The organism is Achromobacter xylosoxidans, from assembly GCF_014490035.1.
GTDB classification, from domain to species: domain Bacteria; phylum Pseudomonadota; class Gammaproteobacteria; order Burkholderiales; family Burkholderiaceae_B; genus Achromobacter; species Achromobacter bronchisepticus_A.
Map to the genome: position 1 here is coordinate 5,819,329 of NZ_CP061008.1, position 24,021 is coordinate 5,843,349.

At 63.6% G+C, this 24,021-nt stretch carries 24 protein-coding genes; 15 read left to right on the forward strand and 9 right to left on the reverse strand.

Annotated features, from left to right (window positions below; all coding sequences use genetic code 11):
* Positions 1–72: 72 nt before the first annotated feature.
* A complete protein-coding gene (locus IAG39_RS26980; RefSeq protein WP_059373685.1) occupies positions 73–1,995 on the forward strand; it encodes an LTA synthase family protein in 1,923 nt (640 codons plus the stop codon).
* A 19-nt stretch (positions 1,996–2,014) separates the two neighbouring features.
* Here IAG39_RS26980 and IAG39_RS26985 read toward each other — a convergent pair whose 3' ends face one another.
* Positions 2,015–2,620, reverse strand: coding sequence for a DNA-3-methyladenine glycosylase I (locus IAG39_RS26985; RefSeq protein WP_118932624.1), 606 nt, complete (start codon positions 2,618–2,620; stop codon positions 2,015–2,017).
* Between the two features lie 239 nt (positions 2,621–2,859).
* On the opposite strand from IAG39_RS26985, the gene IAG39_RS26990 reads away from it, so the two are divergent.
* Entirely contained in the window at positions 2,860–3,321 is a 462-nt protein-coding gene (locus tag IAG39_RS26990) for a YkgJ family cysteine cluster protein (protein ID WP_059373686.1), read from the forward strand.
* Positions 3,322–3,333: 12 nt separating this feature from the next.
* Here IAG39_RS26990 and IAG39_RS26995 read toward each other — a convergent pair whose 3' ends face one another.
* The gene (locus tag IAG39_RS26995) at positions 3,334–4,197 is read right to left on the reverse strand and encodes an alpha/beta hydrolase (RefSeq protein ID WP_118932623.1); all 864 of its coding nucleotides are present in this window, start codon (positions 4,195–4,197) and stop codon (positions 3,334–3,336) included.
* A 187-nt stretch (positions 4,198–4,384) separates the two neighbouring features.
* A complete protein-coding gene (locus IAG39_RS27000; protein WP_118932622.1) occupies positions 4,385–5,167 on the reverse strand; it encodes a helix-turn-helix domain-containing protein in 783 nt (260 codons plus the stop codon).
* A 104-nt stretch (positions 5,168–5,271) separates the two neighbouring features.
* On the opposite strand from IAG39_RS27000, the gene IAG39_RS27005 reads away from it, so the two are divergent.
* From IAG39_RS27005 to IAG39_RS27015, 3 genes are all read left to right on the forward strand, one after another.
* Positions 5,272–5,712 (forward strand): Fur family transcriptional regulator, encoded by a 441-nt coding sequence (locus IAG39_RS27005; RefSeq protein ID WP_054457561.1) that lies wholly within the window; start codon positions 5,272–5,274, stop codon positions 5,710–5,712.
* Positions 5,709–6,128 carry a hypothetical protein gene (locus tag IAG39_RS27010; RefSeq protein WP_059373688.1) on the forward strand — a complete coding sequence of 140 codons (420 nt, stop codon included), beginning with the start codon at positions 5,709–5,711 and terminating at the stop codon, positions 6,126–6,128. The genes IAG39_RS27005 and IAG39_RS27010 overlap by 4 nt, the downstream gene beginning before the upstream one ends.
* Positions 6,129–6,237: 109 nt before the next feature.
* Entirely contained in the window at positions 6,238–6,525 is a 288-nt protein-coding gene (locus IAG39_RS27015; RefSeq protein WP_059373689.1) for a hypothetical protein, read from the forward strand.
* 12 nt (positions 6,526–6,537) lie between these two features.
* On the opposite strand, the gene IAG39_RS27020 is transcribed toward IAG39_RS27015, so the two are convergent.
* Genes IAG39_RS27020 through IAG39_RS27040 form a run of 5 tightly spaced genes read right to left on the reverse strand, consistent with a single transcriptional unit; the run spans position 6,538 to position 10,956 of the window.
* Complete coding sequence (locus tag IAG39_RS27020) at positions 6,538–7,557, reverse strand: fumarylacetoacetate hydrolase family protein (RefSeq protein WP_118932621.1); 1,020 nt, start codon at positions 7,555–7,557, stop codon at positions 6,538–6,540.
* Positions 7,554–8,096: a VOC family protein gene (locus IAG39_RS27025; protein ID WP_118932620.1), complete on the reverse strand. Its 543-nt coding sequence runs from the start codon at positions 8,094–8,096 to the stop codon at positions 7,554–7,556. The genes IAG39_RS27020 and IAG39_RS27025 overlap by 4 nt, the downstream gene beginning before the upstream one ends.
* An 8-nt stretch (positions 8,097–8,104) precedes the next feature.
* Positions 8,105–9,082: a Bug family tripartite tricarboxylate transporter substrate binding protein gene (locus IAG39_RS27030; protein WP_118932619.1), complete on the reverse strand. Its 978-nt coding sequence runs from the start codon at positions 9,080–9,082 to the stop codon at positions 8,105–8,107.
* A gap of 30 nt (positions 9,083–9,112) precedes the next feature.
* Positions 9,113–9,316, reverse strand: coding sequence for a hypothetical protein (locus IAG39_RS27035; protein ID WP_059373693.1), 204 nt, complete (start codon positions 9,314–9,316; stop codon positions 9,113–9,115).
* Positions 9,313–10,956: an FAD-dependent monooxygenase gene (locus IAG39_RS27040; RefSeq protein WP_118932618.1), complete on the reverse strand. Its 1,644-nt coding sequence runs from the start codon at positions 10,954–10,956 to the stop codon at positions 9,313–9,315. Before IAG39_RS27040 ends, IAG39_RS27035 begins: the two co-directional genes overlap by 4 nt.
* Positions 10,957–11,056: 100 nt before the next feature.
* On the opposite strand from IAG39_RS27040, the gene IAG39_RS27045 reads away from it, so the two are divergent.
* Positions 11,057–11,860, forward strand: a complete 804-nt coding sequence (locus IAG39_RS27045; RefSeq protein WP_059373695.1) for a helix-turn-helix transcriptional regulator — start codon at positions 11,057–11,059, stop codon at positions 11,858–11,860.
* 35 nt (positions 11,861–11,895) lie between these two features.
* Here IAG39_RS27045 and IAG39_RS27050 read toward each other — a convergent pair whose 3' ends face one another.
* On the reverse strand, positions 11,896–12,849 hold the full coding sequence (locus IAG39_RS27050; RefSeq protein WP_059373696.1) for a LysR substrate-binding domain-containing protein: 954 nt from the start codon (positions 12,847–12,849) through the stop codon (positions 11,896–11,898).
* Positions 12,850–13,013: 164 nt separating this feature from the next.
* On the opposite strand from IAG39_RS27050, the gene IAG39_RS27055 reads away from it, so the two are divergent.
* The 9 genes from IAG39_RS27055 to IAG39_RS27095 all read left to right on the forward strand — a co-directional run bounded on the left by IAG39_RS27055 (position 13,014) and on the right by IAG39_RS27095 (position 23,877).
* Positions 13,014–14,354: an MFS transporter gene (locus tag IAG39_RS27055; RefSeq protein WP_118932617.1), complete on the forward strand. Its 1,341-nt coding sequence runs from the start codon at positions 13,014–13,016 to the stop codon at positions 14,352–14,354.
* A 45-nt stretch (positions 14,355–14,399) separates the two neighbouring features.
* Positions 14,400–15,116: a hypothetical protein gene (locus IAG39_RS27060; protein WP_118932616.1), complete on the forward strand. Its 717-nt coding sequence runs from the start codon at positions 14,400–14,402 to the stop codon at positions 15,114–15,116.
* Positions 15,117–15,159: 43 nt separating this feature from the next.
* The gene (locus tag IAG39_RS27065) at positions 15,160–16,107 is read left to right on the forward strand and encodes a PDR/VanB family oxidoreductase (protein WP_118932615.1); all 948 of its coding nucleotides are present in this window, start codon (positions 15,160–15,162) and stop codon (positions 16,105–16,107) included.
* A gap of 255 nt (positions 16,108–16,362) precedes the next feature.
* Positions 16,363–17,709: an MFS transporter gene (locus tag IAG39_RS27070; protein ID WP_118932614.1), complete on the forward strand. Its 1,347-nt coding sequence runs from the start codon at positions 16,363–16,365 to the stop codon at positions 17,707–17,709.
* Positions 17,709–18,800 (forward strand): M14 family metallopeptidase, encoded by a 1,092-nt coding sequence (locus IAG39_RS27075; protein ID WP_118932613.1) that lies wholly within the window; start codon positions 17,709–17,711, stop codon positions 18,798–18,800. The genes IAG39_RS27070 and IAG39_RS27075 overlap by 1 nt, the downstream gene beginning before the upstream one ends.
* The gene (locus IAG39_RS27080; protein WP_118932612.1) at positions 18,800–19,891 is read left to right on the forward strand and encodes a M14 family metallopeptidase; all 1,092 of its coding nucleotides are present in this window, start codon (positions 18,800–18,802) and stop codon (positions 19,889–19,891) included. Before IAG39_RS27075 ends, IAG39_RS27080 begins: the two co-directional genes overlap by 1 nt.
* A gap of 18 nt (positions 19,892–19,909) precedes the next feature.
* The gene (locus IAG39_RS27085; protein ID WP_124260362.1) at positions 19,910–20,248 is read left to right on the forward strand and encodes a transposase; all 339 of its coding nucleotides are present in this window, start codon (positions 19,910–19,912) and stop codon (positions 20,246–20,248) included.
* A 71-nt stretch (positions 20,249–20,319) separates the two neighbouring features.
* Entirely contained in the window at positions 20,320–22,059 is a 1,740-nt protein-coding gene (locus IAG39_RS27090) for a sensor domain-containing diguanylate cyclase (RefSeq protein WP_124260361.1), read from the forward strand.
* 183 nt (positions 22,060–22,242) lie between these two features.
* On the forward strand, positions 22,243–23,877 hold the full coding sequence (locus tag IAG39_RS27095; RefSeq protein ID WP_118932609.1) for a methyl-accepting chemotaxis protein: 1,635 nt from the start codon (positions 22,243–22,245) through the stop codon (positions 23,875–23,877).
* Positions 23,878–24,021: the final 144 nt, after the last annotated feature.

Below are 24,021 nucleotides of genomic sequence, written 5' to 3' on the forward strand. Positions count from 1 at the left end.
CGGCAACGCTCAAATGCCTGAACGACAGACCCCGGCCCCTCGGACCGGGCAGCAGAACAACCTGGAGGCCCGATGCGGCATTCGACCTTGATTTTCGTGGTGGCGGCATTTGCGCTGCTGACGCTCAGTCGCCTGGCGCTCGCCGCTTGGCAGTCCAAGCGCGTGCGCGATGCCGGGGGGCTGATCCCCCTGCTGCTGGGAGGGCTGCGCATCGATGCGCACCAGATCGCCGTGCTGGCGGCGCTGCCGGCCGTGCTGTCGCCCTTGTTCGGCCACATCCCGCTGGCCGCCACGCTGGCCGGCTACTGGTACTTGGTCGCCTTCATCCTGCTGGCCTTTCTGGAAGTCGCCACCCCGCCCTTCATCCTGGAATACGACTCCCGCCCCAACCGCCTGTTCGTCGAATACCTGAAGCATCCGCGCGAAGTCTCCGGCATGCTCTGGCGCGGCTACAAGGGCGCGCTGGTGGGCGGCCTGGCCGTGGTGGCCCTCGTCGGCTGGGGCGCCTACGGCCTGTTCGGCCACGCCCAGCCCGACGCGCAACTGAGCTGGTGGCAGATGCCGCTGGCCAGCCTGGCCATTCTCGCCATCGTCATCCTGGCCATCCGCGGCACGCTGGGCCACCGCCCGATCAACCCGTCCTCGGTCGCCTACAGCTCGGACGGCATGCTCAACACGCTGGCGCTGAACTCGCTCTACAACGTGTTCTACGCCATTTACAGCATGAAGAACGAAAAGTCCGCCTCGGCCGTATATGGCGGCATGGACGACGACAAGATGCACGGGACGGTGCTGGCCCAAGCCGGCCTGCCCAACCCGCCCGCCAACCCCGACTACCCCAGCCTGCACCGCCAGGTGGCCACGCGCAAGACGGCGCGGCCGCTGAACCTTGTGATCATCCTGGAAGAAAGCCTGGGCGCGCAATATTGCGCCGGCCTGGGCGGCGCCGACCTGACGCCGGAACTGGACGCCCTCGCGCGCGAGGCCTGGACCTTCACCCGCGCCTATGCCACCGGCACCCGCTCGGTGCGCGGGCTCGAAGCGGTGGTCACTGGCTTTCTGCCCACTCCCGCCCAGGCGGTACTGAAGCTGCCGCGCTCGCAGCGCGGCTTCTTCTCGCTGGCCGATCTGCTCGGACGCCATGGCTACCATTCGCGCTTCATCTACGGCGGCGAATCGCACTTCGACAATATGAAGGGCTTCTTCCTGGGCAACGGCTTCAAGCAGATCGTGGATCGGCCCGATTTCGTGGACCCGGCCTTTGTCGGCACCTGGGGCGCGTCGGACGAAGACATGTTCAATCAGCTGGATCGGCTGCTGCGCGAAGATGGCGACCAGCCCACCTTCACGCTGGCCTTCAGCGTGTCCAACCATTCGCCCTGGGAGTACCCGGCAGGCCGCATCCAGACCGACGGCAACCCGGCCACCGTGGAAAACACCGTGCGCTACGCCGACTGGGCGCTGGGCCGCTTCTTCGAACGCGCCAAGGCCTCGCCGTACTGGGAAAACACCGTGTTCCTGATAGCGGCGGATCATGATTCCCGCGTCTTCGGCGCCAGCCTGGTGCCCGTGCGCCACTTCCATATTCCGGCCGTGATCCTGGGCGCCGGCATCGAGCCGCGCCGCGACGACCGCCTGATCAGCCAGATCGACCTGGCGCCGACACTGCTGTCGCTGATAGGCGTGGACACCGAGCACCCCATGATCGGCCACGACCTCACCCGCAGCACGCCGGGCCGGGCGATCATGCAGTACGACAACACCTACGGCTATCTGAAGGAAGACGAGCTGCTGGTGATGGCGCCCAACAAGACGCCGCTGCAATATCGCTACACGGCACCCGAGGAATACGCGCCCGTGCCGCTGGACCCGGAGCTCGCCGCCGAGGCGCTTGCGCACGCGCTGTGGCCCAGCTGGGCCTATCGCGAAGGCCGCTACAGCCTGCCGGAACAGGCTGGCGCATCATCCGCCCCCGGCGACAGGCCTGCCGCCTGAGCCCCCTGCCCCGCGGCCGCTACGCCGGCCGCTTGAATGCCTTGCGGGCTTTCTCGCTGGCGGCGTGGCAATGGCAATCAGGGCTGTGGTCATTCACCATGCCCACTGACTGCATGAATGCATAGACGGTGGTGGGCCCGACGAACTTCCAGCCCAGTTTCTTCAGCGCCTTGGACAAGGCCTCGGATTGCGCCGAGGTCGAGGCGCCGCGGGTCGACGGCGCCCCCTTCGGGGCTTCGAAACGCCACAGGTAGGCGCCCAGCGAGCCTTCGCGCTCGATCATTTCCAGCGCGCGGGCGGCATTGTTGATCACGGCTTCGATCTTGCCGCGATGGCGCACGATGCCGGCGTCGTCCAGCAGCCTCAGCACCTCTTTTTCGCCGAAGCGCGCCACTTTCGCGGGCTCGAAGTTGGCGAAGCCGCGCCGAAACGCGTCGCGCTTGGACAGGATGGTGCGCCAGCTCAACCCCGACTGGAATCCCTCCAGGCAAAGCTGCTCGAACAGCGCCCGGTCGTCGCCCACGGGGTAGCCCCATTCGGTGTCGTGGTAGGTCATGTACTCGGCGGAGGTGTCCACCCAGCCGCAACGGATCAGACCGTCGGGGGATTCGGTATTGGCGTTCAAGGCAGGCTCCTGGGCGCTATCGGGGCTACCGATGCTACCGCAGCAACGTCCCCGATAAAAGTCCGCCCATGCGCAAAAAAAGCATGGCGGCCGCCGATCATATCCCGCTACTATTTGCAGCCCTGATCCCGCGCCGGCCCTGTCCGCGCGCGTCCCGGCGCTGTACGGGGGGTCTGCGTCATGCGGCCCGTTTTGCAAGCCAGCCGGGGCCTGGACAGGTTTTCAGCCTTCCGCGCGCCATGTCCCTGCTAGAGTCCTCTCTCATTTCCTTCGTCTCGCCTGCCGTCCTGGCTGGTGATGACCCGGCCGCCAACCCCTGTCTGGACTGCGGGGCATGCTGTGCGCATTTCAGGGTGTCGTTCTATTGCGGCGAACTGGCCGGCGAGAACGGCGGCCATGTGCCGGTGGAACTGGTGACCCAGATGAGCCCGCTGCGCGCCTGCATGAAGGGTACGGAAACCGGCGGCGGCCGCTGCATCTCGCTACGCGGCGAACTCGGCCAGCCCGGCATCCATTGCGCCATCTATGAAAATCGCCCCACGCCCTGCCGGGAATTCGACATCTGGATGCCGGACGGCTCGCCCAATCCCGATTGCCAGCGCCTGCGCCTGGCGCTGGGCCTGGCCCCGGTGCCGCCCCGGCCGGACGCCGAGAACGATCCGCAAGGCCCCCTGCACCCCAACCAGCCCGCCGCGGCCTGAGGCAGCGGGTTTTCAGCCGGCGCAGGAATGGCTGGCCTGCGCCAGCATCGCCTGCCCGGAGCAAACGTCGGCGGCGGGCGCCGGAACCCGCTTGCGCATGCGGACGATGTCCGGATCCTTGCCCAGAAAGCCCAGCACATTGCGCATCACCCGTTCGCGCTCCTGGTCCACGCAGATCATGTGATAGCTGTCCTGCAGCATCACCACCGTCGACCGGGCAATGCGCTGCTCCAGGAAGCGGGCTGAGCGCGGGCTGGTCAGTTCATCCTCTTCCGCGTGCATGATCAGGGTCGGGCAGCGCATGCGCTCCAGCCCGCGCCGGACCATGCCGCGCAGCCGGTCCACCTGGCGCACGCAGGCCAGCGGCACCCATTGGTAATGGAACCCGTCGCCGCGCGCAAAGCCTGCCTTGATGAAGGCGCGCACCAGTTCACTTTTGACGCCATATGGATCTTCCTCGCGCACCCGGATCCGCCGCCGCAGGCCCGGCAGACGGTACGCCAGATAGCGCACGGCCCGGTACCAGGGGGTGCTCCACCCATCCAGGAACACTGGCGCGGACAGCGATACCAGCGCGCCGCGCGCGTGCGATTCGCGCTTGCAAAGCTCCACCGCCAGCAAGGCGCCCAGGCACATGCCGATCACGTGCAGCACCTCGTATTGCGCGCATAGTTCGCGATAGCGCTGCGTGACCACCGCCATCCAGTCCTCGACCGTCACATCAAGCAGATCTTCCGGACAACCGGCATGGCCGGGCAAGGTCACGCCGTGGGGTTCGACCCCGGCGCGCGCCAGCACCTTGTGCATGGCGCCCATGTCGAATTCGGTGCCGCCCAAGCCGTGGATAAGCAGCGCGCCAACGCGTTGCTGGCTCACGGCGCGCTCCTGGCCGGCGGCAACGCCAATAAAAACAAGTCATTCATGAAACACCCCTGAAGCATGGCGGGCAGGACGAAAAGGCCTGTCCGACCCTGGCGTCATACTAGGCAGGGGGTGTCCGGGAAGATCGGCAAAACTGTCGGAGAACCGTGAAAATCCGTAAAGCCCGCGGGCCGGGGCCGCGCTACTCGCGTTCAGCCAGATAGCGCGTGGGCGTCACGCCGAAGGCGGCGCGGAAGCTGCCGATGAAGGCGCTGGTGCTCTCGTAACCCACAGAGAGGCCGGCCTCGGTGACGGAGCCGCCGCGGCAAAGCAGCTCCAAGGCGCGCAACAAGCGCGCCTGCTGGCGCCATTGCCCCAGCGTGACGCCCGTTTCCTGGCGGAAGCGGCGCATCAATGTGCGCGAGGACATGCTCAGGCGCTGCGCCCACTCATCGATGCCGGCGGTGTCATCGGGCCGGTCCAGCAGCGTATTGGCCAGATCTTGCAAACGCGGATCGGCAGGCATGGGCAACAGCACGGGTTCATGCTCGCGCTGCTTGAGTTCTTCCAGCAGCACGTCGAACAACTGTTCCTGGTAGGCGGGAGACAACGTCGTGTTCGGCTGGACCGAGGTAAAGCGGTCCATCAGGGCTTCGATCAGCCTGGACGCGGGCCAGGAGCGGCAGCGGTCCGGCAGGCGGTCGCAGGCATCGCGGCGCACATACAGGAAGGACCCGCGCGCTTCGCCGAACCAGCGTGCGCCGTGCTGCACGCCCGGCGGAATCCAGCCCAGGCTGCCCGGCATCACCGTCCAAACCTGGGCGCCCGCCTGCACCAGTACCAGCCCTTCGTGCACGAGCACCAGCATGCCCTCGTCATGGACATGAGAAGGTACGGCAATGCCTTTGGATTCACGCCGTCCCTGGACGCTGAACGGCGTCAGCAATACGTCCGGCAGGGGAGGCGCCACGGCCACATGAAGCATGGTTGGCAGGTTTGAGCTACAGGTTGACGGTTTCCGGTGAGCGGGCCCAGTTGGAAATGTACATCATTCTCACCTGGATATCAGCCACGCAAGGAAAACCTCCCATGGACCACTCAAGACTGCGCCATGCCGGCATCAAGGCCACCTTCCCGCGCATGAAGATCCTGGATCTCTTCTATCAACATGCCGGCCTGCACATGAGTCCCGCCGACATCTACCGCAACCTGCTCTCGGACAGCAGCAACATCGGCCTGGCCACGGTTTATCGCGTCATCACGCAACTTGAAGGCGCCGGCCTGCTCAAACGAACTCAGCTCGACGCCCACACCACTGTGTACGAGCTCAACGACAAGGGACACCACGACCATCTGGTCTGCACCGATTGCGGACGGATCCTGGAGTCCAGCGACCCGGCCATGGGCCAGCTGGTCCGGAAGATCGCCAAGCGCAGCGGCTTCCTGCTGGACTCCTACAGCCTGGTGCTTTACGGCCACTGCGGCTGCGGCAAGAACGCCGCCGCCCTTCCTCACGGAGAATTCGAATGAACCACGAACAGTTTTTCTTCCACGACCTATCCCAGTTTCCCATCGTCACGTCCAGGCATGGCGGCGCGCCCGACGGCTATTCCGCCAGCTGGATACGCGAAATGGAGATGCTGGTGGACAACCCCCAGAGCTTCGTCATGGTCGTGCCCGACATGCGGCAGGAAGCCGGCCAGGCCGACCGCAAGGCCATGATCGAATGGCAGACCGCCAACATGCCGCGCCTGAAGGCCCGTTGCCGGGCCTTCATCGCCGTGGAGGGCAATGCCGAAGCGCTGGACAAGATCCGCAAACGCGGCGAAAAAATGACCCGCGCCTTCGGCGTGCCATTCCTGGCCGTGGCCACCGCCGGCCAGGCGGCGCAATGCGCCCGTGAACTGCTCGGCCAGTCCGGCCCGGGGGGCTTTATCGTGGACTAGAAGGCTCCGTCGATTTAAGAGTTGGCCGCCAGCGCCGTTGTCCATTGATGTCAAGGCGCTGGTACCCGCCGGGTAACGCGCCCCCTCAACCCAGGACCGGCCGCCCAGCATGAACCGCGCACTCGCCTGCATTTTTTGCCAATCGACGCTTGCGCAAGGCGCCCCGCTGCTTGAACAAAACGGCGCAGCCATCTGCAAGACCTGTGCCGACAGCTTCTCGGCCCGGTTCGCAGAACGCTCCTGGACCATGGCGGCCACCCTGCAGGAACAGCTCGACGTGTTGCTGGAGGAAAGCCGGCGCGCCCTGGCGCACAGTGAATTGATGGCGGAGCGCGCCCGCAGCTGCGGCCTCAATCTGCATGATCTGTCGGCCATGCCGGCGCGCACCCTGTCCTGAAATCCCCAACCGTCAGCGCCCGCTTCCCGCGATTTCCACACGCTGGTCGATGGCGCCGAACGGCGCATCGCCATCTGGTCCGCGCGCCAAGATGCGGACGCGGTCGCCATGCCGCAGATAGGGCGGCAGCTGCGCTTCAGGCACACCGTCGAGCTGGGCGCGGACCCGCGCCTCGGTAATGCAGGCGCTGCCCGAGCCCGGATCCGCATTGCTGATGGTCCCCGCGCCGACGATGCTGCCCGCCGCCAGGCTGCGCGTTCTGGCAAGGTGCGCGATGATCTGGGCGAAGTTGAAGACGATCTCGCTATTGGCGTGGGGCTCGCCGAAGCGCTCGCCGTTGATTTCGATGCGCACGGGCAGGTCCAGCATGCAATCCTTCCAGGCGGCGCCCAGCGCGTCCGGCGTCACCGCAATAGGCGCGAAGCTGGTCGCCGGCTTGCTCTGGTAGAAGCCGAAGCCCTTGGAGAGCTCACCCGGAATCAGCCCGCGCAGGGACACGTCGTTGAGCAGGACCACCAGCGCGATCAGATCGGCCGCCCGCGCAGCGTCAGTGCCCATGGGCACATCCTTGGTGATCACGGCGACCTCGGCTTCCAGGTCGACCTGATGGGCCTCGTCGATCGCCACGATTGCGTCCTGCGGCCCGATCATCACGTCCGACCCGCCCTGGTACACCAGCGGCTCCTCTTCGTAGCGCGGCGGGATGGGCTCCCGGCGCCACTGGTAGATCAAGCGCGCATGATTGCGGTAGACGGAGGCATCCGCCCACTGATAGGCCCGTGGCAACGGGGCCATGCACTGGCTGGCGTCGAACGCGCCCGCTCCCGCCCACTCGGCGGCGTCGAGCGCCTGCGCGCGGCGGGCGAGCTGCGGCGCCAGCGCGTCCCAATCATCCAGCAGGGTTTGCAGCGTAGCGGCGCAGCTCCCCGCGGATATCCATCGCAGGCCCGACGGGCTCACCAGCATCAGCTCGCCGTCACGCGTGCCGCTCCTGCGCGTTGCCACGCGCAATGGCAAAGCAAGCTTGTTCATGCCAGCCTCCCCGGCGCCGCCGCGACGCCACGCTTTTGCTCGGTCCAGCGGTCCAGCGCCGCGCGGGCCTCCCCCACATAACCTTCGACGACTTCCGGCGCGGCCACTTCGACCGTCAGCTCCAGCCGCAAGCCGTTGGGATCGAAGAAGTAGATCGATTCGATGTAGCTGTCGTGGTCCGTAACGCCGACCACCTCCACGCCGTGAGCCTCCAGCCTGGCCTTCATGGCAAGCAGATCGTCGCGCTGCGGCACCCGCAGGGCAATGTGATTGACCCATCCGGGCGTGTTCGGCGACGGCAGCGCCGCGGTCTGGTCGCCCAAGTCGAAGAACGCCATGCAGGAGCCGTCCCGCATGCGGAAAAAAATATGCACGTAGGGGCAGTATTCCCCAGTGCTGGGCACGGAGTCCTTCTTGATGACGTGCACCAGCGGCAAGCCCAACAGGTCTTCGTAGAAGCGCCGGGTCTCCTCGGCGTCCCGGCAGCGCCAGGCGAAATGATGCAGTCCCTGCACGGGACGGGCGGCAGTATGGTCCATGCGATTCCTCAATCGAGCGATATCTTGTTGGCGCGGATGACTTCGCCCCAACGGGCAGATTCGGCACGCGCCAGGGTCCTGAACTCATCGGGCGTTCCGGGCAGCGGCTCGAAGCCGAACTCGGCAAAGCGCTTCACCACCGCAGGATTGGCCAGCGCCGCATTCAGTTCCTGGTTCAGACGCCCAACCGCTGGCGCCGGCATGCCCTTGGGGCCGAGCATGCCCTGGAACGCAAACACCTCGGCGTCCGGCACGCCCAGTTCGGCCAGCGTCGGCACCTCCGGCAGCAAGGGCGAACGGGCCTGCGAGCCGATGGCCAGCGGCCGCACCTTGCCGGCCTTGATGATGGATGCTCCCGAAGCCAGGTCCAGGAACATCACCGGCACCTGCCCGCCCATCACGTCCTGCATGGCAGGCGCGGCGCCGCGGTAGGGCACGTGCGTCAGGCGCACGCCAGTGCGGCTCTGGAACAGTTCCATGGCCAGATGATGCGGCGAGCCGTTGCCGACCGAGGCGTAGTCCACCTTGCCCGGCTCCGCCTGCACGCGCTCCATGAACGCCCTGAAATCCGCAGCGGGAAACGCCGGGTTCACCACCAGCACCAGCGGAAACTTGCCAATGGCGCCGATATACGTGAAGTCCTTTTCCGGACTGAAGGCCAGCTTGCGGAACAGGTGTTCGTTGAAGGCCAGCACGCCGTTGTCCGCCGACATGACGGTGTAGCCGTCAGGCTTGGCGTTGGCGACCTGCTCCGCGCCGATGTTGGTCGCGGCGCCCGGCCGGTTGTCGATGATGATCTGCTGGCCCAGCGCGGCGCGCATGGACTCGGCCAGCGTGCGCGCGAGGTTGTCGGTGCCTCCGCCCGCGGGATACGGCACAACCCACTTGATCAGTTGGTCGGGATACTTGGCCTGGGCGCGGGCCAGCGGCGTGGCGGCGGCCAGGGCCGTGGCCCCCAGCGCCTCGAGGAAATGGCGTCGGTTCAAGTCTGTCTCCTTTGGAATGGTCGTCGCCGATCAGTCGGCTGAAAGCGAGGGATCGGGCAGGTCACGCAAAGCCTGCTCGATGGCGTCCAGGCAACGCTGCTCGTCCTGGACCTGCTCGAACAGCAGCAGGGCCAGGCGCGCCAGAAACAGGGACTCGCGTCCGCGCCCGGCGGTTGCGATGGCATTGCTGCAGCGCGCATAGATGCGGTCCTGGACCGCGGCGTCGGCAATCATTGAATGGCTCCTTGCGCCCCGCAGGCGCGTTCGATGGCGGACAGCACCGTATCCAGCGATGGCGAGCGCCACCGGCCGCAGACATGGCCGTCGGGCCGCAAGAGGTAGGCCGTGCCGGCCTGCGGCGACTCCGCGTGCGCCGCTGGCGCGGCACAGCGGCAAGGCAGAAACCGCCACTCGGGCGAAGCCGTCAGCGCTTCCAAGGCCTGTTGTTCCGGCCAGCCGTCGAACGCCAGCAAAGTGAAACTGCCGGGGGTCAGCAGATCGGTCAGGTGCCCGCCGTCCTCCGTCCCGCCATCCGCCAGCGGCGCGCCCGGCGCCCAATCGCCGCCGTCCTCGTCATCCGTCGACAAGGGCGATCCCGCGTAGGCGATGGCTCGCGTCTGCCGAGGATTGACCAGGCGCGCAATGCCCGGATGCCGGCCCGCCAGCGACAGGCTGGCCTCGCGCATCAGATCGAAGCCGCGATGCGGCGGCGACATGAACTCGGTGCTGCGCATGGCGTTCTCGGCATTGATGTGGAACGCCTGCCGCCGCTCGCTGCAATAGCTGTCCAGCAACGTATCCGTGCCCTTGCCTTGCAGCACGGCCGCCAGCTTCCAGACCAGGTTGTCGGCGTCGTCGAAACCCGAATTCAAGCCGCGCACGCCGAAAATCGGCATGGCATGCGCGGCGTTGCCTGCGAACAGAATGCGGCCATGGCGATAGGCGTCCAACGTCATCGCGCCGGCGCGGTACACCGAAGTCCACACCGGCTTCCATGGCAGATGTCCTTCGCCGATGGCGTCCAGATGCGTCTGCACGAATGCCCGCACCTGATCCGGCTGCAGGGCTTGCGCGGCATCCGCGCCGGCCGCCAGTTGATAGTCCACCCGCCAGATGTTGTCCGGCTGTCGATGCATCAGGATGGTGGTCCCGCGCGCCCAGGGCGGGTCGAACCACGCGCGTCGTTGCGCTGGGTACTCGCTGGCGAGCTCGATATCGACGATCGCATAGCGGCCTTGATAGCCCGTACCCTTCAGCTCCAACCCCAGGCTGGAGCGTATGAAACTCTGGCCGCCATCGCAGGCCAGCAGCCAGTCGGCGCGCGTCTCGTAGCTGCCCAGCGGATTCTCGATCCGCAAGCTCACGCCTTCAGCGTCGGCACGGCATTCGGCCACCTTGCTGGCCCAGCGGATATCCACCCGCCCCGGAAAGCGGCCGTTGATCTCGTCGATGGCGTCCAGCAGGAACTGCTCGATGTAGTACTGCTGCAGATTGATCATCGGCGGGTACTTGTCGCCCGGCGCCGACGGCATGTCGAACACCAGCACTTCCTCGGTGCCGTAATAGCTGCGGCCCCGGGTCCAGGCCAGGCCCTTCTCCATGAAGGCCGGCGCCACGCCCAGGCGGTCCAGGATTTCCAGGCTGCGGCGCGAGATACAGGCCGCCCGGCTGCCCTCGCAGACCGAGTCGTCGGCCTCGATCACGACGCTGTCCAGGCCCAGTCGGGCCAAGCCCAGCGCGGCCGCCAGCCCCACCGGACCGCCGCCCGCAATCAGCACGCGATGAGGCCGGGCCTCACCGCCTTCCGCGTTGAGCCGGGGCAGCGACGGCGGGAAGCGCCGGTACTCGAAGGGTCCGATTCTTTCTAAGGGCATGCGCAAGTCCTGTCATCAAAAGCCCGTATTGGCTTGCGTCATATTCTGCGGGGCCGGACTGGTTAATATGTCCTAATTAATCAGGACAGACTAACCCGCTATGAAGCTGCTGCCGCTGCCGCCGCGTCCCCTTCCTTCGGGCCAGGCGCTGAGCATCGCACTGATGAATGCAATCGGCGCCGAAAACTTCGCCGCCGGGGTGCTGGACGCGCTGGGCACGACCTTGCCCGCCAGCCATTGCACGGTGTTCGCACTGCGCAGCAGCGGGCGCGTGGAAGCCGTTTCGAGCGCCAGCGCCATCGGCGAGGTCGCGACGCTGACCGCCATCGAGTACCTGCGCCTGGGCTTCGACAAGCAGGACTCCAACATGGTCTGGCTATCCCGGCGCAAACCCGCCAAGGCGCGCCAACTCTGGATCGGGCATCAATTCGCCAAAGAGGTTGCCGATGCCCACTACCGCCGAGTGTGCTACGACGACCCTGGCATACGCGAACGGATGTCGCTGCTGGCCGTGTTTCCCGACGGCTACCGGGTCGCAGTCAGCCTGCACCGGAACTTTTCGTATCCGGACTACGGTTCCAAGGACTTCGAACGCATGTCGCAACACGCGTCCCTGATTGCCGCAGCGGTCATGCGCCATGTCCAGGTAACCCGGCGCGCGCCTGCAGACCAGCCGCTGCAGGTTCAGCTCATGACCAAGCTGTCCGGACGGGAGCGGCAGTTGATCACCCATGTGCTGGACGGGCTGACCACCAAGGAGGCCGCGCGCGAAATGGGCGTGTCGGAAACCACCGCACTGACGTACCGCTACCGGGCTTTCCAGCACCTGGGGGTGCGCAACCATCGGGAGCTCATGGTGCTGTTGGGAGCGAGCGTGCCAAGACGAGGCCGGCCGACTCGCTGAATCGGGTCGACAAGAGCGTCGTCATCATGAACAAGCTAGTCGTGCTCTATCCCAGGAGCCCGAACCTTCCGCCTCGACCTCCCCGCCTTGCTGGAAGCAACCATGGCGTCGCGAGCCTCAATCAGACACTCGATGAAGCATTCGGCCGCCGGCGTAGGTGGCGACTCCTTCCGAGCAAGAATCGAGATGCGGGCGGAGGGAAGCTCATGCGTCAATTGCATCATGCGCATGTGCGATGGCAGCAGCTCGTGTTCAAACAGCGGGCGCACAAAAATGCCCAGCGCATCGCTTTTTGCCATGATGGCCAGCGCGACGGCTACCGAGTGGCAAGAGATGATGTCGCGCGGCAAGGGTAAACCGTGAGCGGCGAAAGCCATTTTCACCAGGTTCGCGGGAGCTCCCGTGTTTCCCGGCACCAACCAGGGCGCGTCGTGTAATTCAGTCAAGCTACGGGCCCGGCGCAGTGGATGGCCTAGGCGCGCGCCTATCGCAAGCGGCAGGGTGAACAGAGGCCGATGCGCGAAGCCATCGTTGATCTCCCCGTCGTATTCCGTTTGCACAAGAAAATCATAGCGGCCTGAATCCAACTGCTCGTGGCTGTAGGGTGGTCCCACTTCGTTGAACGCAACGGCCACCCGCGGCATGCGCGCGCGGAAAGCCACAAGCGCGTCCGGCACGACGACCAGCGCCGCGGAACTCACGGCCAGGCTCAGAGTGCCTCCCTCGCCGTCGCGCATCTGGCCAATTTCATCGCGGGCCCGGCGGGTCTCCTGCAGGATGACGATCGCCCGCTTGTACAAGGCTTCGCCATAAGTGGTCAGCTCCACGCCTTTGACACTGCGGCGTACCAGATCTACTCCCACGCTCTGCTCAAGTTCGCGCAAGCTGCGTGTCGCAGCAGGTTGGGTCACCGCGAGCGCACGCGCAGCCGCTCGGATGCTGCCATGCTCGGCAATCAGCGCGAAGGCGCGCAATTGGCGTAGGTTCATGCATTCGGCTCCGGTAGGTCCCGCGGGGTATATAAAAAAAAAGAAAGAACGGAACAAAATTTCTGTCTTTTTTTATTCTATGGCATCCGTATAGTGCCTGCGAAGGGAAGCCCAAGGTCTGGATCCACGGACCGGCAACCCACTAAACAGACCAGGGGAAACCAATGTCTATCGCAATCGCAACGGTCGCACCCGGCGCGCTGCATACGCCGTCCATGCGCCGGCGGGTCATTGCCGGCACCACCATTGGCAACGCACTAGAGTTCTTTGATTTCACCGTTTTCACTTTTCTTATCCTCGTAATCGGCCCTCTGTTTTTTCCGGCCGCCTCCAGCTATGGCCAACTGCTGCTGACCACCGCAACTTTCGGCGTAGGCTTTCTGATGCGCCCCGTCGGCGGCATGCTGATCGGCTCCTACGCCGACCGCCACGGCCGGAAGGCAGCCATGACGCTGACGCTGTCGATGATGGGCCTGGGCTGTGGCCTGATCGTCGTGGCTCCCACCTATGCACAAATGGGCATGGTCGGGCCAATCATGATGGTGATGGCTCGCCTGATCCAAGGCTTCGCCGCCGGCGGCGAAGTCGGGGCCTCGACCACCCTGTTGGTCGAACACGCTCCGCGCGGCAAACGCGGCTTCTATTCCAGCTGGCAGTATGGCAGCCAGGCCCTAGGCGTAATGGTCGGGGCGTTGGTCGTGACGCTGCTGACCCACGCACTGAGCGCGGAACAGATGCAGGCCTGGGGCTGGCGCCTGCCATTCGTGATCGGCATCCTCACCGTACCCGTGGGCGCGTACATTCGCCGCAATCTCGACGAAACGCTGGAGCCGCCGCCCCCGGCATCGGGTCAACCGGCCCTCGTGGCCACGCCATCAACGGCCGGCCGCCAGCCCCTGCGCAACATATTCAGCAATTACAAACTGACCATGCTCAAAGGCGTGCTGTTGGTCACAGGCGGGATGGTCTGCATTCAGGTCATCAACTTCTATATCCCCACGTACGCCCGCCGCGAACTGGGCCTCTCAGCTACCTCCGCGCTGTGGGCAAGCGTGGTCTTCAGCGGCATCAGCTTCGTCGCCGCGCCATTCGTCGGCATGCTGGCCGACCATTACGGACGCAAGCGCGTGATCTTCTGGTCACGCCTCGTGATGCTCATCATGCTGCTGCCTTCTTTCCACTGGCTGATCGTTGCGCCCAGTGGTGAACGACTGATCGTTCTGCTTGCTGTGCTCTCGCTGCTGGTAGCCCTTCAGACCTCACCGGCGTTCACCATGGTGCCCGAGTTGTTCCCCAAACAGGTACGCACCACTGGCCTGTCCGTCGTGTTTGGACTCGGGATTTCGATACTTGGCGGGTTCTCCCAGTTTTTCGTGACTTGGCTGCTCCACGTGACCGGCGACTCCATGGCCCCGGCATGGTTCCTGATGGTGACCATGACGCTTTCTACGGTGGTGCTGTTCTGGATCAAGGACCGCACCCATGACGACATCGACGCCTCGTAAATCTGAGCCAGAGCAATTCAATCGCCCTTCACTGGAGCACAAGAAATGGCAACTGCATCCGCACAATCCACGCGCACCGTGCTGGAATGTGGCTTCAAGATCATCCCCGGCAAAGAGGACAAGTTCGCCGTATTCAACGACGCTCTGTACCCTGTCGCAATAAGCCAGGACGGATTTGAATCCGTGTATGGCGGAGATATCCACAACTCGACCTGGCGTTATGTGGGGGTCCGCTACGCCAGCGCCGAACAAATGAATGCGTGGCATCACCACCCGCGGCACAAGGCCGCCCAAAAGGCGGCATACGACCGCTGGTGGACGGCGGTCTACATGCGCAAATGGCGCGAGGCCGCGCCAGGCGAATCCCTGACCGGGAAAGTCATGAATGAAACTCGTCTTGCCATGCCAGCCCCTCTGCATGACACGCAGCTTCATGCCTTGCAAAAAAACCTATCCACTCTGGAAGATCTTGGCGCGTCCCCGTTCGAAACCCTGACGGGAGAATATGAAGCCCAACCCTACCAGCTGATCGGCCCCAACGAGGCCGCCCCGGAGATCGGTGGGGTCTTCTATCTGCTTATCACCCATTGGCCCTCGCCTGCGGCTGCCGACGCCTGGAAAGGTTCGTCGGCATACAAGGCGCTCCAGGAACTCGGCGCACTTACCTCGGACACATTCATGGCTCTGCCTGAGGCCTTTTCTCGCGACCACCTGCGCGAAGACAAGCTGCAACGTGAATGGCAGCTTGAGGCCCATGGCTAGACGATGACGGCGCGCTACAAATAAACACTACGAGGCACGAGCAATGCAAGTCAGAGTCCAATCAACCCGACGGACTGCGGATGACATCGTCGCAGTCGAACTCGTCTCGCTTACGGACGATGCCTTGCCAGCTTTCGAAGCCGGTGCGCACATCGACATCCAACTGCCGGGCAGCATCACTCGTCAATACTCAATCTGCAACGCTCCTCAGGACCGTTCACGCTACGTGCTGGGAGTACTGAAGGCCAGGGAATCCCGGGGAGGATCCTTGGCAGTCCACGCATTGCAGCAGGGCGACATCATCGAGATCGGCAAGCCACGAAATCAATTTTCGCTTGCACCCAAGGCCCAGCACTCCATCCTGATCGCGGGCGGAATCGGCATCACGCCGATACTCTCGATGGCGCAGGCCCTATCCGCTGAAGACGCTTCATTCGAACTGCACTATTGCGTCCGCGCCCGTGGCCAGATTGCATTCTCGGAGCAACTTACCTCGGCTGCCTTGGCAGCCAAGGTTTTCATCCACGTGGACAGCGATCAGCCCGCAAACACGCTTGATCTGGATGGGTTGTTGGATCGCGCGGCGCCTGACATTCATCTCTATGTATGCGGGCCAGTTGGTTTCATCGAGATGGTCATCGAGCACGCGGAACGTCAAGCCTGGGCTGCTGAATGTCTGCACCGCGAGTTCTTTTCCCCGGTCGCAAGCTCTGCTGACGACTCCTCGCCGTTCGAGCTAGTTATTGCCGGCTCGGGCCTGCGCATCCCGGTTGCATCCCATGAGACCGCCTTAACCGCGCTGCGGTCGGCCGGAATCGATATTCCAACAGCATGCGAACAGGGCATCTGCGGCACTTGCCTGACACACGTTGTCGAAGGAGAGCCGGATCATCGCGACGAGTTCCTCACCGAGGAAGAAAAGGCACGCAACGACCAGTTTCTCCCATGTTGCTCACGCGCACGGACGAGCCGTCTGGTCATAGATCTTTGATGACGCCTCGTCGAACAGATACGGTCAGCCATGCCATTTCATAACGCCGGCAAGACAACGCCACCAGGATTCGAGATTCAGATGTGTTCGTACCCTGAATATCCTGGCCCATTCGCCCTATAAATAAAAGTATTCATTGGAACGCAAATTCTGTCTTTTTCTTATTTCTGCGCGTCCGTATAGTGCCCTCGAAGAAGGTACCCAAGGCCGGGAATCAGCGGCCAACAACCTTCTCAACAGACACTAGGGGAAAACATGTCTATCGCAATCGCAGCGGCTGCGCCCAATGCGCTCCATACGCCGTCCATGCGCCGGCGGGTCATCGCCGGCACCACTATCGGTAATGCACTCGAGTTCTTCGACTTCACCGTCTTCACCTTCCTGATGCTGGTGCTGGGCCCACTTTTCTTTCCAGCCGCCTCCGGTTACGGTCAATTGCTATTGACCACCGCCACTTTCGGCGTGGGCTTCTTGATGCGTCCTGTCGGCGGCATGCTGATCGGCTCCTACGCCGACCGCCACGGTCGCCGCGCGGCCATGACGCTGACTCTGTGGATGATGGGCCTGGGCTGTGCCTTGATCGCCGTGGCCCCCACGTATGCCCAAATGGGCATGGCCGGCCCGGTCATGATGGTGCTGGCGCGCCTGATCCAGGGTTTCGCCGCAGGCGGCGAGGTCGGCGCCTCGACCACCCTGCTCGTCGAACACGCGCCACGCGGCAAGCGCGCCTTCTATTCCAGTTGGCAATTCGGCAGCCAGTCGCTGGGCGTAATGCTAGGCGCGCTGGTCGTGACGGCGCTGACCATGGGGCTGACCAATGAACAGATGCAGGCCTGGGGCTGGCGCGTGCCGTTCGTAATCGGCATCCTGACCGTGCCCGTGGGCGCCTACATCCGCCGCAACCTCGAAGAAACCCTGACCAGCTCGTCCCCGGACACCGGCAAGCCGCAACTCGCGACTGCGCATCGCGCCGCCGATCACCAGCCTTTGCGCCGCATCTTCGCCGACTACAAGATCACCATACTCAAAGGCATCCTGCTGCTGATCGGCGGCATGGTCAGCACGCAGATCCTCAGCTTCTACATGCCAGCGTACGCCAACCGCGAACTGGGCTTGCCGGCGACGTCCACGCTGTCGGCCAGCGTCGTGTTCGGCGCGGTCGGCTTTCTGATCGCCCCCTTTGTCGGCATGCTTGCCGACCGCTACGGCCGCAAGCGCGTGATCTTCTGGTCGCGCCTGGCGACCCTGATCGTCCTGCTGCCCTGCTTCCAGTGGCTGATGGCCGCGCCCAGCACCGAGCGGCTGATGCTGCTCGTCGCCCTGTTCGCGCTACTGGTGGCGCTGCAGTCGGCGCCAGCGTTCACGATGCTTCCTGAACTCTTTCCCAAGGCAGTCCGCACGACCGGCATGTCGGTGGTGTACGGACTGGGCATCTCCGTGTTCGGCGGCTTCGCGCAATTCTTCGTGACCTGGCTGCTGCACGTGACCGGAAACTCAATGGCGCCGGCATGGTTCCTGATGGTGGCCATAGCGCTTTCAACGGTGGTGCTGTTCTGGATCGACGACCGCACCCATGACGACATCGACGGACAGGAGGCCTGATGCAGCTCGGCTCCAGCTATTTTTCACGCAGCTACGAAGAGGCTCGCCACCGTTTCGTGCTGGCGGCCAAACCGCTGGCCACGCACTTTCAATCCTACGTCATCGAACCAGTCGGACGCGCAGGCGAAGCGCTGGCCACCGATGTCGCGTTGATCGGCCCGTCGGACGCGGAACGGCTGTTGATCATGACCTCCGCCACGCATGGCGTGGAGGGCTTTTGCGGCTCAGGCTGCCAACTGGCTCTGCTGGACGATGCCGCCATGCTGGAACGTGCCCGCAGGGCTGGCGTGGCCTTGCTGCTCGTGCACGCAATCAACCCGTACGGATTTTCCTGGCTGGCGCGCACGAATGAAGACAATGTCGACCTGAACCGCAACGACCAGACCTTCGACGGACGCCCTCTGCCGCAAAATCCCGGATATGCGGAGATTCATGATCTGCTGCTGCCCAAGGAATGGCCGCCCACGACGTCAAACATCACAGGAATCGATGCCTACATCGCCGAGCATGGCCAGGCGACCTTTGCCCAGGTCGTGACCCGCGGGCAGTACACACACGCCGACGGCCTGTTCTACGGTGGCAACCACACAACGGCGTCGCTACTGAATCTTCGCCATATGCTGCGGCAGCACGGCAGTCGCAGCAAGCATATCGGCTGGATCGATGTGCATACCGGATTGGGGCCTCGCGGTCATGGCGAAAAAATCTACGCCGGCCGTCGCGACGCAGCCGCAGTCGCCCGGGCCCGCCAATGGTGGGGCAGCGACATTGCGGTCCCCTACGAAGGCAGTTCCGCGTCGGTGGACATTACCGGCCAGTTGGCAGGCCTGATCTACCAGACTTGTCCCGACGCCTTGCACACGCCGATGGCGCTGGAATTCGGCACCGTGCCCCTTGATGCCATGATCGAAGCGCTGCGCGGCCGCAACTGGCTGCTTGCTCATCCAGAGGCCGACGACGCCAAGCGCGACGCAATCCTGCGCGCCACGCTCGATGCGTTCTACAGCAACGCCGCCGATTGGCACGGCATGGTCCTAGGCCAGAGCCGCGTGGCGGTTCTACAGGCCCTGTCCGGTTTACAGGAGGCCTGATGCGAACCAGCGCGAGCTACTTTTCCCGCAGCTATGCCCAGGCGCGCGAGCGCTTTTCGCAAGCGGCCAGGCCGCTCGCCGACTCGTTCCACTCCTACGGCATAGACCAGACCGGCAGCGAAGGCGAAGCACTGAGCACAGATGTCGCCTACATCGGCGACCCCGACGCCGATCGGATCCTCATCATGACCTCCGCCGTGCTGGGAGTGGAAGGGTTCTGTGGCTCCGGATGCCAGCTCGCGCTGCTCGACGATACCGTCATGCTGGCCCGCGCACGAGAGGCCGGCGTGGCCTTGCTGCTGGTGCACGCGGTCAATCCATACGGTTATTCCTGGATCGCCCGCACCGACGAATGCAACATAGACCTTAACCGCAACGGATTGCCCTTCGACGGGCGGCCGCTGCCAGCAAACCCCGAGTACGCAAAGCTGCACGACCTGCTGCTGCCCGAGGAATGGCCGCCCACGGAATCCAACCAGCAGCTGATCGCCCAGTACATCGCCGAACACGGACAGTCCGCCTTTTCGCAAGCCGTCTCGCGCGGCCAGTATTCGCATGCCGACGGCCTGTTCTATGGCGGCGACCGCCCGGCGGCATCGCTGCAGAATCTGCGCCGCATCCTGCACGAGCATGCCCGCAAGCGCACCCATATCGGCTGGATCGACGTACATACAGGGTGGGGACCGCGCGGCCATGGAGAGAAGCTCTACGCCGGCCGTCATGACGACGCCGAAGTCGCGCGCGCGCGCCAGTGGTGGGGAAGCGACATCACCGTTCCCTACCAAGGCAACTCGGTGTCGGTCGACATCTCCGGCCAGCTTGCCGATCTGATTTATCAGGCTTGCCCGTTATCGCTTCCGACCTCGATGGCCATTGTTTTCGGGGCCGTCCGTTTCGACGCCATGGTGCATGCGCTATGTGGCAGGAACTGGCTGCACGCGCATCCGGAAGCGCCCGACGATTTGCGGCGAACCATCCTGCAAACCACGCTGGATGCGTTCTATTGCAACGAGGCGAACTGGCACGGCATGGTGCTGGGGCAAACCCGGGTTGCGGTGCTACAGGCCCTACGCGGCTTGCAGGCAGCTTGACGCATTGAGTCAAAGCGATTGCGCGACGGTGTATGCGTTCTCGGTTTGAATGGAATTGGCTTCATCTCAGAATACGGAAAGGTGCTTAACATGGAGCGGTCGGGCTTTTCAGAAGAACAGATCAGGCATGCACTGAAGCAGGCGACGCTTGGCACGCCGATGTCTGACATCTGCAAGCGCATGGGTGTAAGCGAAGCGACCTTCCACGCGTGGAAGGTCCACTACGACGGCCTCGCATCCTATGAGATGAAATTGCTGAACAGGCTCGAAAACGAGTGCAACCGGCTTGAACGCTTGATCGCCATCCTGGCGCTCAACAAAGTGATACTGCAGGACACGCTTGGGGCAAAGGAGTGAGCCCCACGCATTGCGGCAAGTCTGCGGCGACGCCTCCAGCCCGCTGAAATCTCTTCGTCTGCACTGTTCTTTTGAAATCTCTGAACCGCTACACAGTGGCATATGTCATCGGCGTTCTCATCCCGGTGAGCGCGCTGATAGGCATTCAACTTACGCATAGCTGGCGCGCCCACGCGGCGGCGCGTGATGCGATGTCGAGCCTGCACGTCGTCCAGGGCACGCTGGAGGCGATGGCTGCCGTCCTGATGGAACGCGGATCGATGAATGCCGCGCTGATAGACGGTTTGCCCGTATCCGAGACCAGACAGCACGAACTGCTGCTTGCGCGCAGTGCCAGCGACAGCAGGATCGCCGAGCTGCTGGAACTGCACCAGACCAGCAGCTGCGACAGTTGCAGGGACGTTCGAGGCACCATCCAACACATTGCGCGGACCCTGGTCCAACAGCGCGCCGCCGCGGATCGGCTCATCGCCAGACAGCGCGCGCTGATCAGCGCGCAAGAACTGAACGACGTGGTGGTGATCATGGCCGGACTAATCCCGGCGCTCGAGGAAACCGCGCTCGACAACTCAGCCGTCGTGATCCGGCATGAAGTGGAAAATCCCGGCCTCATGACCATTGCCATGCTTGCGGCAGGACTGCGCGAGCAAGCCGGTCTGCTGGGATCCTCCTTCATGCCTGCACAAGTACAGCACCGCCCTCTCAGCGACGTGGAAACGCAACGCATCGAACAACAACTGGGTCGCGTTTCCCAATTACGTGCGCTGCTTGAAGTACAGCTCTCCACCCATGCGGACCTCGAGACGCGCGCATATCCTCGAGTTCAGTATGAGTACTTTGGCGCAGGCCTGGAGTACATCGCGGCGTTGCGTCATACGCCGCCGTCAACCGCCGACTCGTCGAATCTGAAGGGAGGCATGCAGGAGCGCTATGTTCCGCTGATGCAATCCATCGTCGACTTCCGCGATGAAGTATTGAGCTTGTTGGGAAAACTCCTGGAACACCAACGCGTCAACGCGGTGACGGAGCTGGTCACGACCACCGCGGTGGCCGTCGTACTGCTGCTGGCCGCCACCTGGGGGTTCACCAAGTTCCGCTGGCGTCTGATACGGCCATTCGTCGTAGCCACCGAAATCATCAACTCCATCAATGACAACGCGCCCGCGCCGATCTCCGGCGCCGGCTATCGCAAGGAAGTTCTCGGCCTGTTCGACGCCATCCAGAGATTGAAGGAAGACGCCATCGCCAAGTCCCAGACGGAGCATGAACGCGAGCGGCTCATCGCCGATCTGGCGACGTTGGCGGAGACGGACTTCCTCACGGGACTGCTCAACCGGCGTGCATTTCACGCCCGCGCCGCAGCGTTGTGCGCGAGCCTGAACCAGCCGGAACAGATGCTGACTTTAATCGTCTTTGATATCGATCATTTCAAGCGGATCAATGATTCCTACGGCCACGCCGGCGGCGACAATGTTCTGGTGGCGGTGGCGCAGGCATGCCATCAGACATGGCGGCGCACCGACATCGTGGCGCGCATCGGCGGTGAAGAATTCGCTGTGCTGTGCACGGTACCCAGCATGGCGCAAGCGAGCGCAATGGCGCAGAGCATGCGCCGCCGCATCGAACGCCTGGCGGTGCCGTCCGACGGCAAGACCATAGCGTCGATCACCAGCAGTTTTGGAGTGGTCTGCGCGCGGACAGATGAAATCATCGATGTCGACGCACTGCTGAAGCACGCCGATGAGTTGCTCTATCGCGCCAAGGCCTCTGGCCGCAACTGCGTCATTACACAGTCTGACGACGCGGCGTAATCGATCGATAGACAGCTTGCGCTTGCGCGTTGCAGCGCTTGCACGGTGATCTGCGGTCATCCGCAAAATAGGAAAAGTGCTTGGCGGAACAAAATTTCTGTCTTTTGTCGTGCGCAGCGCGTCCGTATAGTCCGGACAGCGTGAACCGAATACAGAAATTCCATTCTTGAAAGCGAAATTGAAATGAAGCCATCAAAGCTGAAAATGCGTACTCGCCTTGCCATGGGTTTTGCGATGATCATGGTGGCGCTGCTGGTGTCCGGCATTCTCGGTGCGTTTGGCATCCGCGCGCTGGAGCAGGATGTCTACCAGATCACCGCTATCAACAACGAACAACGGCGCCTGGCGATCGATATGCGCTACCAGGTCCAGGAGCAGGCCATCGCAATCCGCAACATCCTGATCCTCACGGATCCGTCAGTGCTGAAGGCCGAAGTGTCGCGGGCGAATGAAGCGGATAAGCTCTACAACGAATCTCGAGACAGGCTCGGCGGCATGTTCTCGAGCCGTTCTGGCACCACCAACGAGGAAAGGCGCCTGTTCGCCGCCGCAGGCGTTGCGCAACAAGACATGCGTTCGCAGTTCATGCGCGTCATGGAAGAAGGATTGAATGGCGACCGCCAGAACGCGCAACATCTGCTGGAAGACGAACTGCGGCCCAAGCAGCGCGTGCTCCAGGAAACGCTATCGACATTGGCTGCGCTCGAAACGAAGATCAACGATGCACGCGCGGAAGATACCCGATCTCTCGCGAGCCAGTTGCAATGGGCCGTCGGGGCGACCGTCTTGACCGCGCTGATGCTTGGGGTATTTGCGGCCTATCTCACAGCGCGCAGCATCCTGCGCCAGTTGGGCGGCGATCCCGGCGATGCGCAACTTCTGGCAGTGAACATCGCCGATGGCGACCTGACCAGCCGACTGCAGCTCGATTCCCGCTACGACCATAGCTTGATGCATGGCCTGGAATCCATGCGCTCGCGTCTCTCCAGAATCGTCGATGCAATCAAATCATCGGCTGCATCGATCTCGACGGCTGCAGGCCAGATTGCCCAAGGCAATGCCGATCTGTCACATCGTACCGAGGAGCAGGCCGCGTCACTGGAAGAGACCGCGGCCAGCATCGAACAGCTGACGTCCACCGTACGGCTGAATCAAGACAACGCGGCGAGCGGCGACGAAGTGGCCAGCGAAGGAGCCAAGGCCGCGGAGAAAGCGGGTGGCGTCGTATCCGAGATGCTCGCGGCCATGACGGAAATTTCCGCTAACTCGGAAAAGGTCGCACAGATTGTGTCGCTGATCGAGAGCATTGCATTTCAGACGAATATTCTTGCATTGAACGCCGCGGTGGAAGCCGCCAGGGCCGGAGATCAAGGCCGGGGCTTCGCCGTGGTGGCCGGCGAGGTCCGGGCGCTGGCGCAACGCAGCGCCACATCCGCAAGGGAAATCAAAGACCTGATCGAGACCTCCACTTCCGTGGTCCAGGCCGGACGGGATCTCGCCGCCCGAGCGGGCCGGGACATGGAAGAAGTCGTGACCTCCGTGATGCGCATGAAGACAATAACGGGAGAGATCGCCACCGCGTCTCGCGAACAAGCCATCGGTATCGAACAGGTCAACGTCGCCATCGCGCAACTGGACTCCGTAACGCAGCAAAACGCTGCGCTGGTCGAGGAATCTGCCGCAGCGGCGCATTCCATGGCGGAACAGGCGCGCGATCTGCTGCAGGCAGTCGAAGTGTTCAAGACGGCATCGTCCCTGTCCCCGCGGCATGTGCCGATGGCAGAGCCGACGCTCATCGCGTTTGCAGGCTCTACGTAAAGAGAGCAACACAAATGGACCAACCGCGACGCGCGCCGGTCCAACAGCGGCTTCAATCCGGCCACAAGCCGAGTCCATGGCCGGGTCATGAACCACGATGACCGAGAAGCAAAAAAAACGCCGCTAGAAATAGCGGCGTTTTTC

Excerpts from the sequence above, each read along its gene's own strand:
- IAG39_RS26980 (WP_059373685.1), top strand. The coding sequence starts at position 73 with ATGCGGCATTCGACCTTGATTTTCGTGGTGGCGGCATTTGCGCTGCTG.
- IAG39_RS26990 (WP_059373686.1), top strand. The coding sequence starts at position 2,860 with ATGTCCCTGCTAGAGTCCTCTCTCATTTCCTTCGTCTCGCCTGCCGTC.
- IAG39_RS27000 (WP_118932622.1), bottom strand. The coding sequence starts at position 5,167 with ATGCTTCATGTGGCCGTGGCGCCTCCCCTGCCGGACGTATTGCTGACG.
- IAG39_RS27005 (WP_054457561.1), top strand. The coding sequence starts at position 5,272 with ATGGACCACTCAAGACTGCGCCATGCCGGCATCAAGGCCACCTTCCCG.
- IAG39_RS27010 (WP_059373688.1), top strand. The coding sequence starts at position 5,709 with ATGAACCACGAACAGTTTTTCTTCCACGACCTATCCCAGTTTCCCATC.
- IAG39_RS27015 (WP_059373689.1), top strand. The coding sequence starts at position 6,238 with ATGAACCGCGCACTCGCCTGCATTTTTTGCCAATCGACGCTTGCGCAA.
- IAG39_RS27020 (WP_118932621.1), bottom strand. The coding sequence starts at position 7,557 with ATGAACAAGCTTGCTTTGCCATTGCGCGTGGCAACGCGCAGGAGCGGC.
- IAG39_RS27025 (WP_118932620.1), bottom strand. The coding sequence starts at position 8,096 with ATGGACCATACTGCCGCCCGTCCCGTGCAGGGACTGCATCATTTCGCC.
- IAG39_RS27035 (WP_059373693.1), bottom strand. The coding sequence starts at position 9,316 with ATGATTGCCGACGCCGCGGTCCAGGACCGCATCTATGCGCGCTGCAGC.
- IAG39_RS27040 (WP_118932618.1), bottom strand. The coding sequence starts at position 10,956 with ATGCCCTTAGAAAGAATCGGACCCTTCGAGTACCGGCGCTTCCCGCCG.
- IAG39_RS27045 (WP_059373695.1), top strand. The coding sequence starts at position 11,057 with ATGAAGCTGCTGCCGCTGCCGCCGCGTCCCCTTCCTTCGGGCCAGGCG.
- IAG39_RS27050 (WP_059373696.1), bottom strand. The coding sequence starts at position 12,849 with ATGAACCTACGCCAATTGCGCGCCTTCGCGCTGATTGCCGAGCATGGC.
- IAG39_RS27055 (WP_118932617.1), top strand. The coding sequence starts at position 13,014 with ATGTCTATCGCAATCGCAACGGTCGCACCCGGCGCGCTGCATACGCCG.
- IAG39_RS27060 (WP_118932616.1), top strand. The coding sequence starts at position 14,400 with ATGGCAACTGCATCCGCACAATCCACGCGCACCGTGCTGGAATGTGGC.
- IAG39_RS27065 (WP_118932615.1), top strand. The coding sequence starts at position 15,160 with ATGCAAGTCAGAGTCCAATCAACCCGACGGACTGCGGATGACATCGTC.
- IAG39_RS27070 (WP_118932614.1), top strand. The coding sequence starts at position 16,363 with ATGTCTATCGCAATCGCAGCGGCTGCGCCCAATGCGCTCCATACGCCG.
- IAG39_RS27075 (WP_118932613.1), top strand. The coding sequence starts at position 17,709 with ATGCAGCTCGGCTCCAGCTATTTTTCACGCAGCTACGAAGAGGCTCGC.
- IAG39_RS27080 (WP_118932612.1), top strand. The coding sequence starts at position 18,800 with ATGCGAACCAGCGCGAGCTACTTTTCCCGCAGCTATGCCCAGGCGCGC.
- IAG39_RS27095 (WP_118932609.1), top strand. The coding sequence starts at position 22,243 with ATGAAGCCATCAAAGCTGAAAATGCGTACTCGCCTTGCCATGGGTTTT.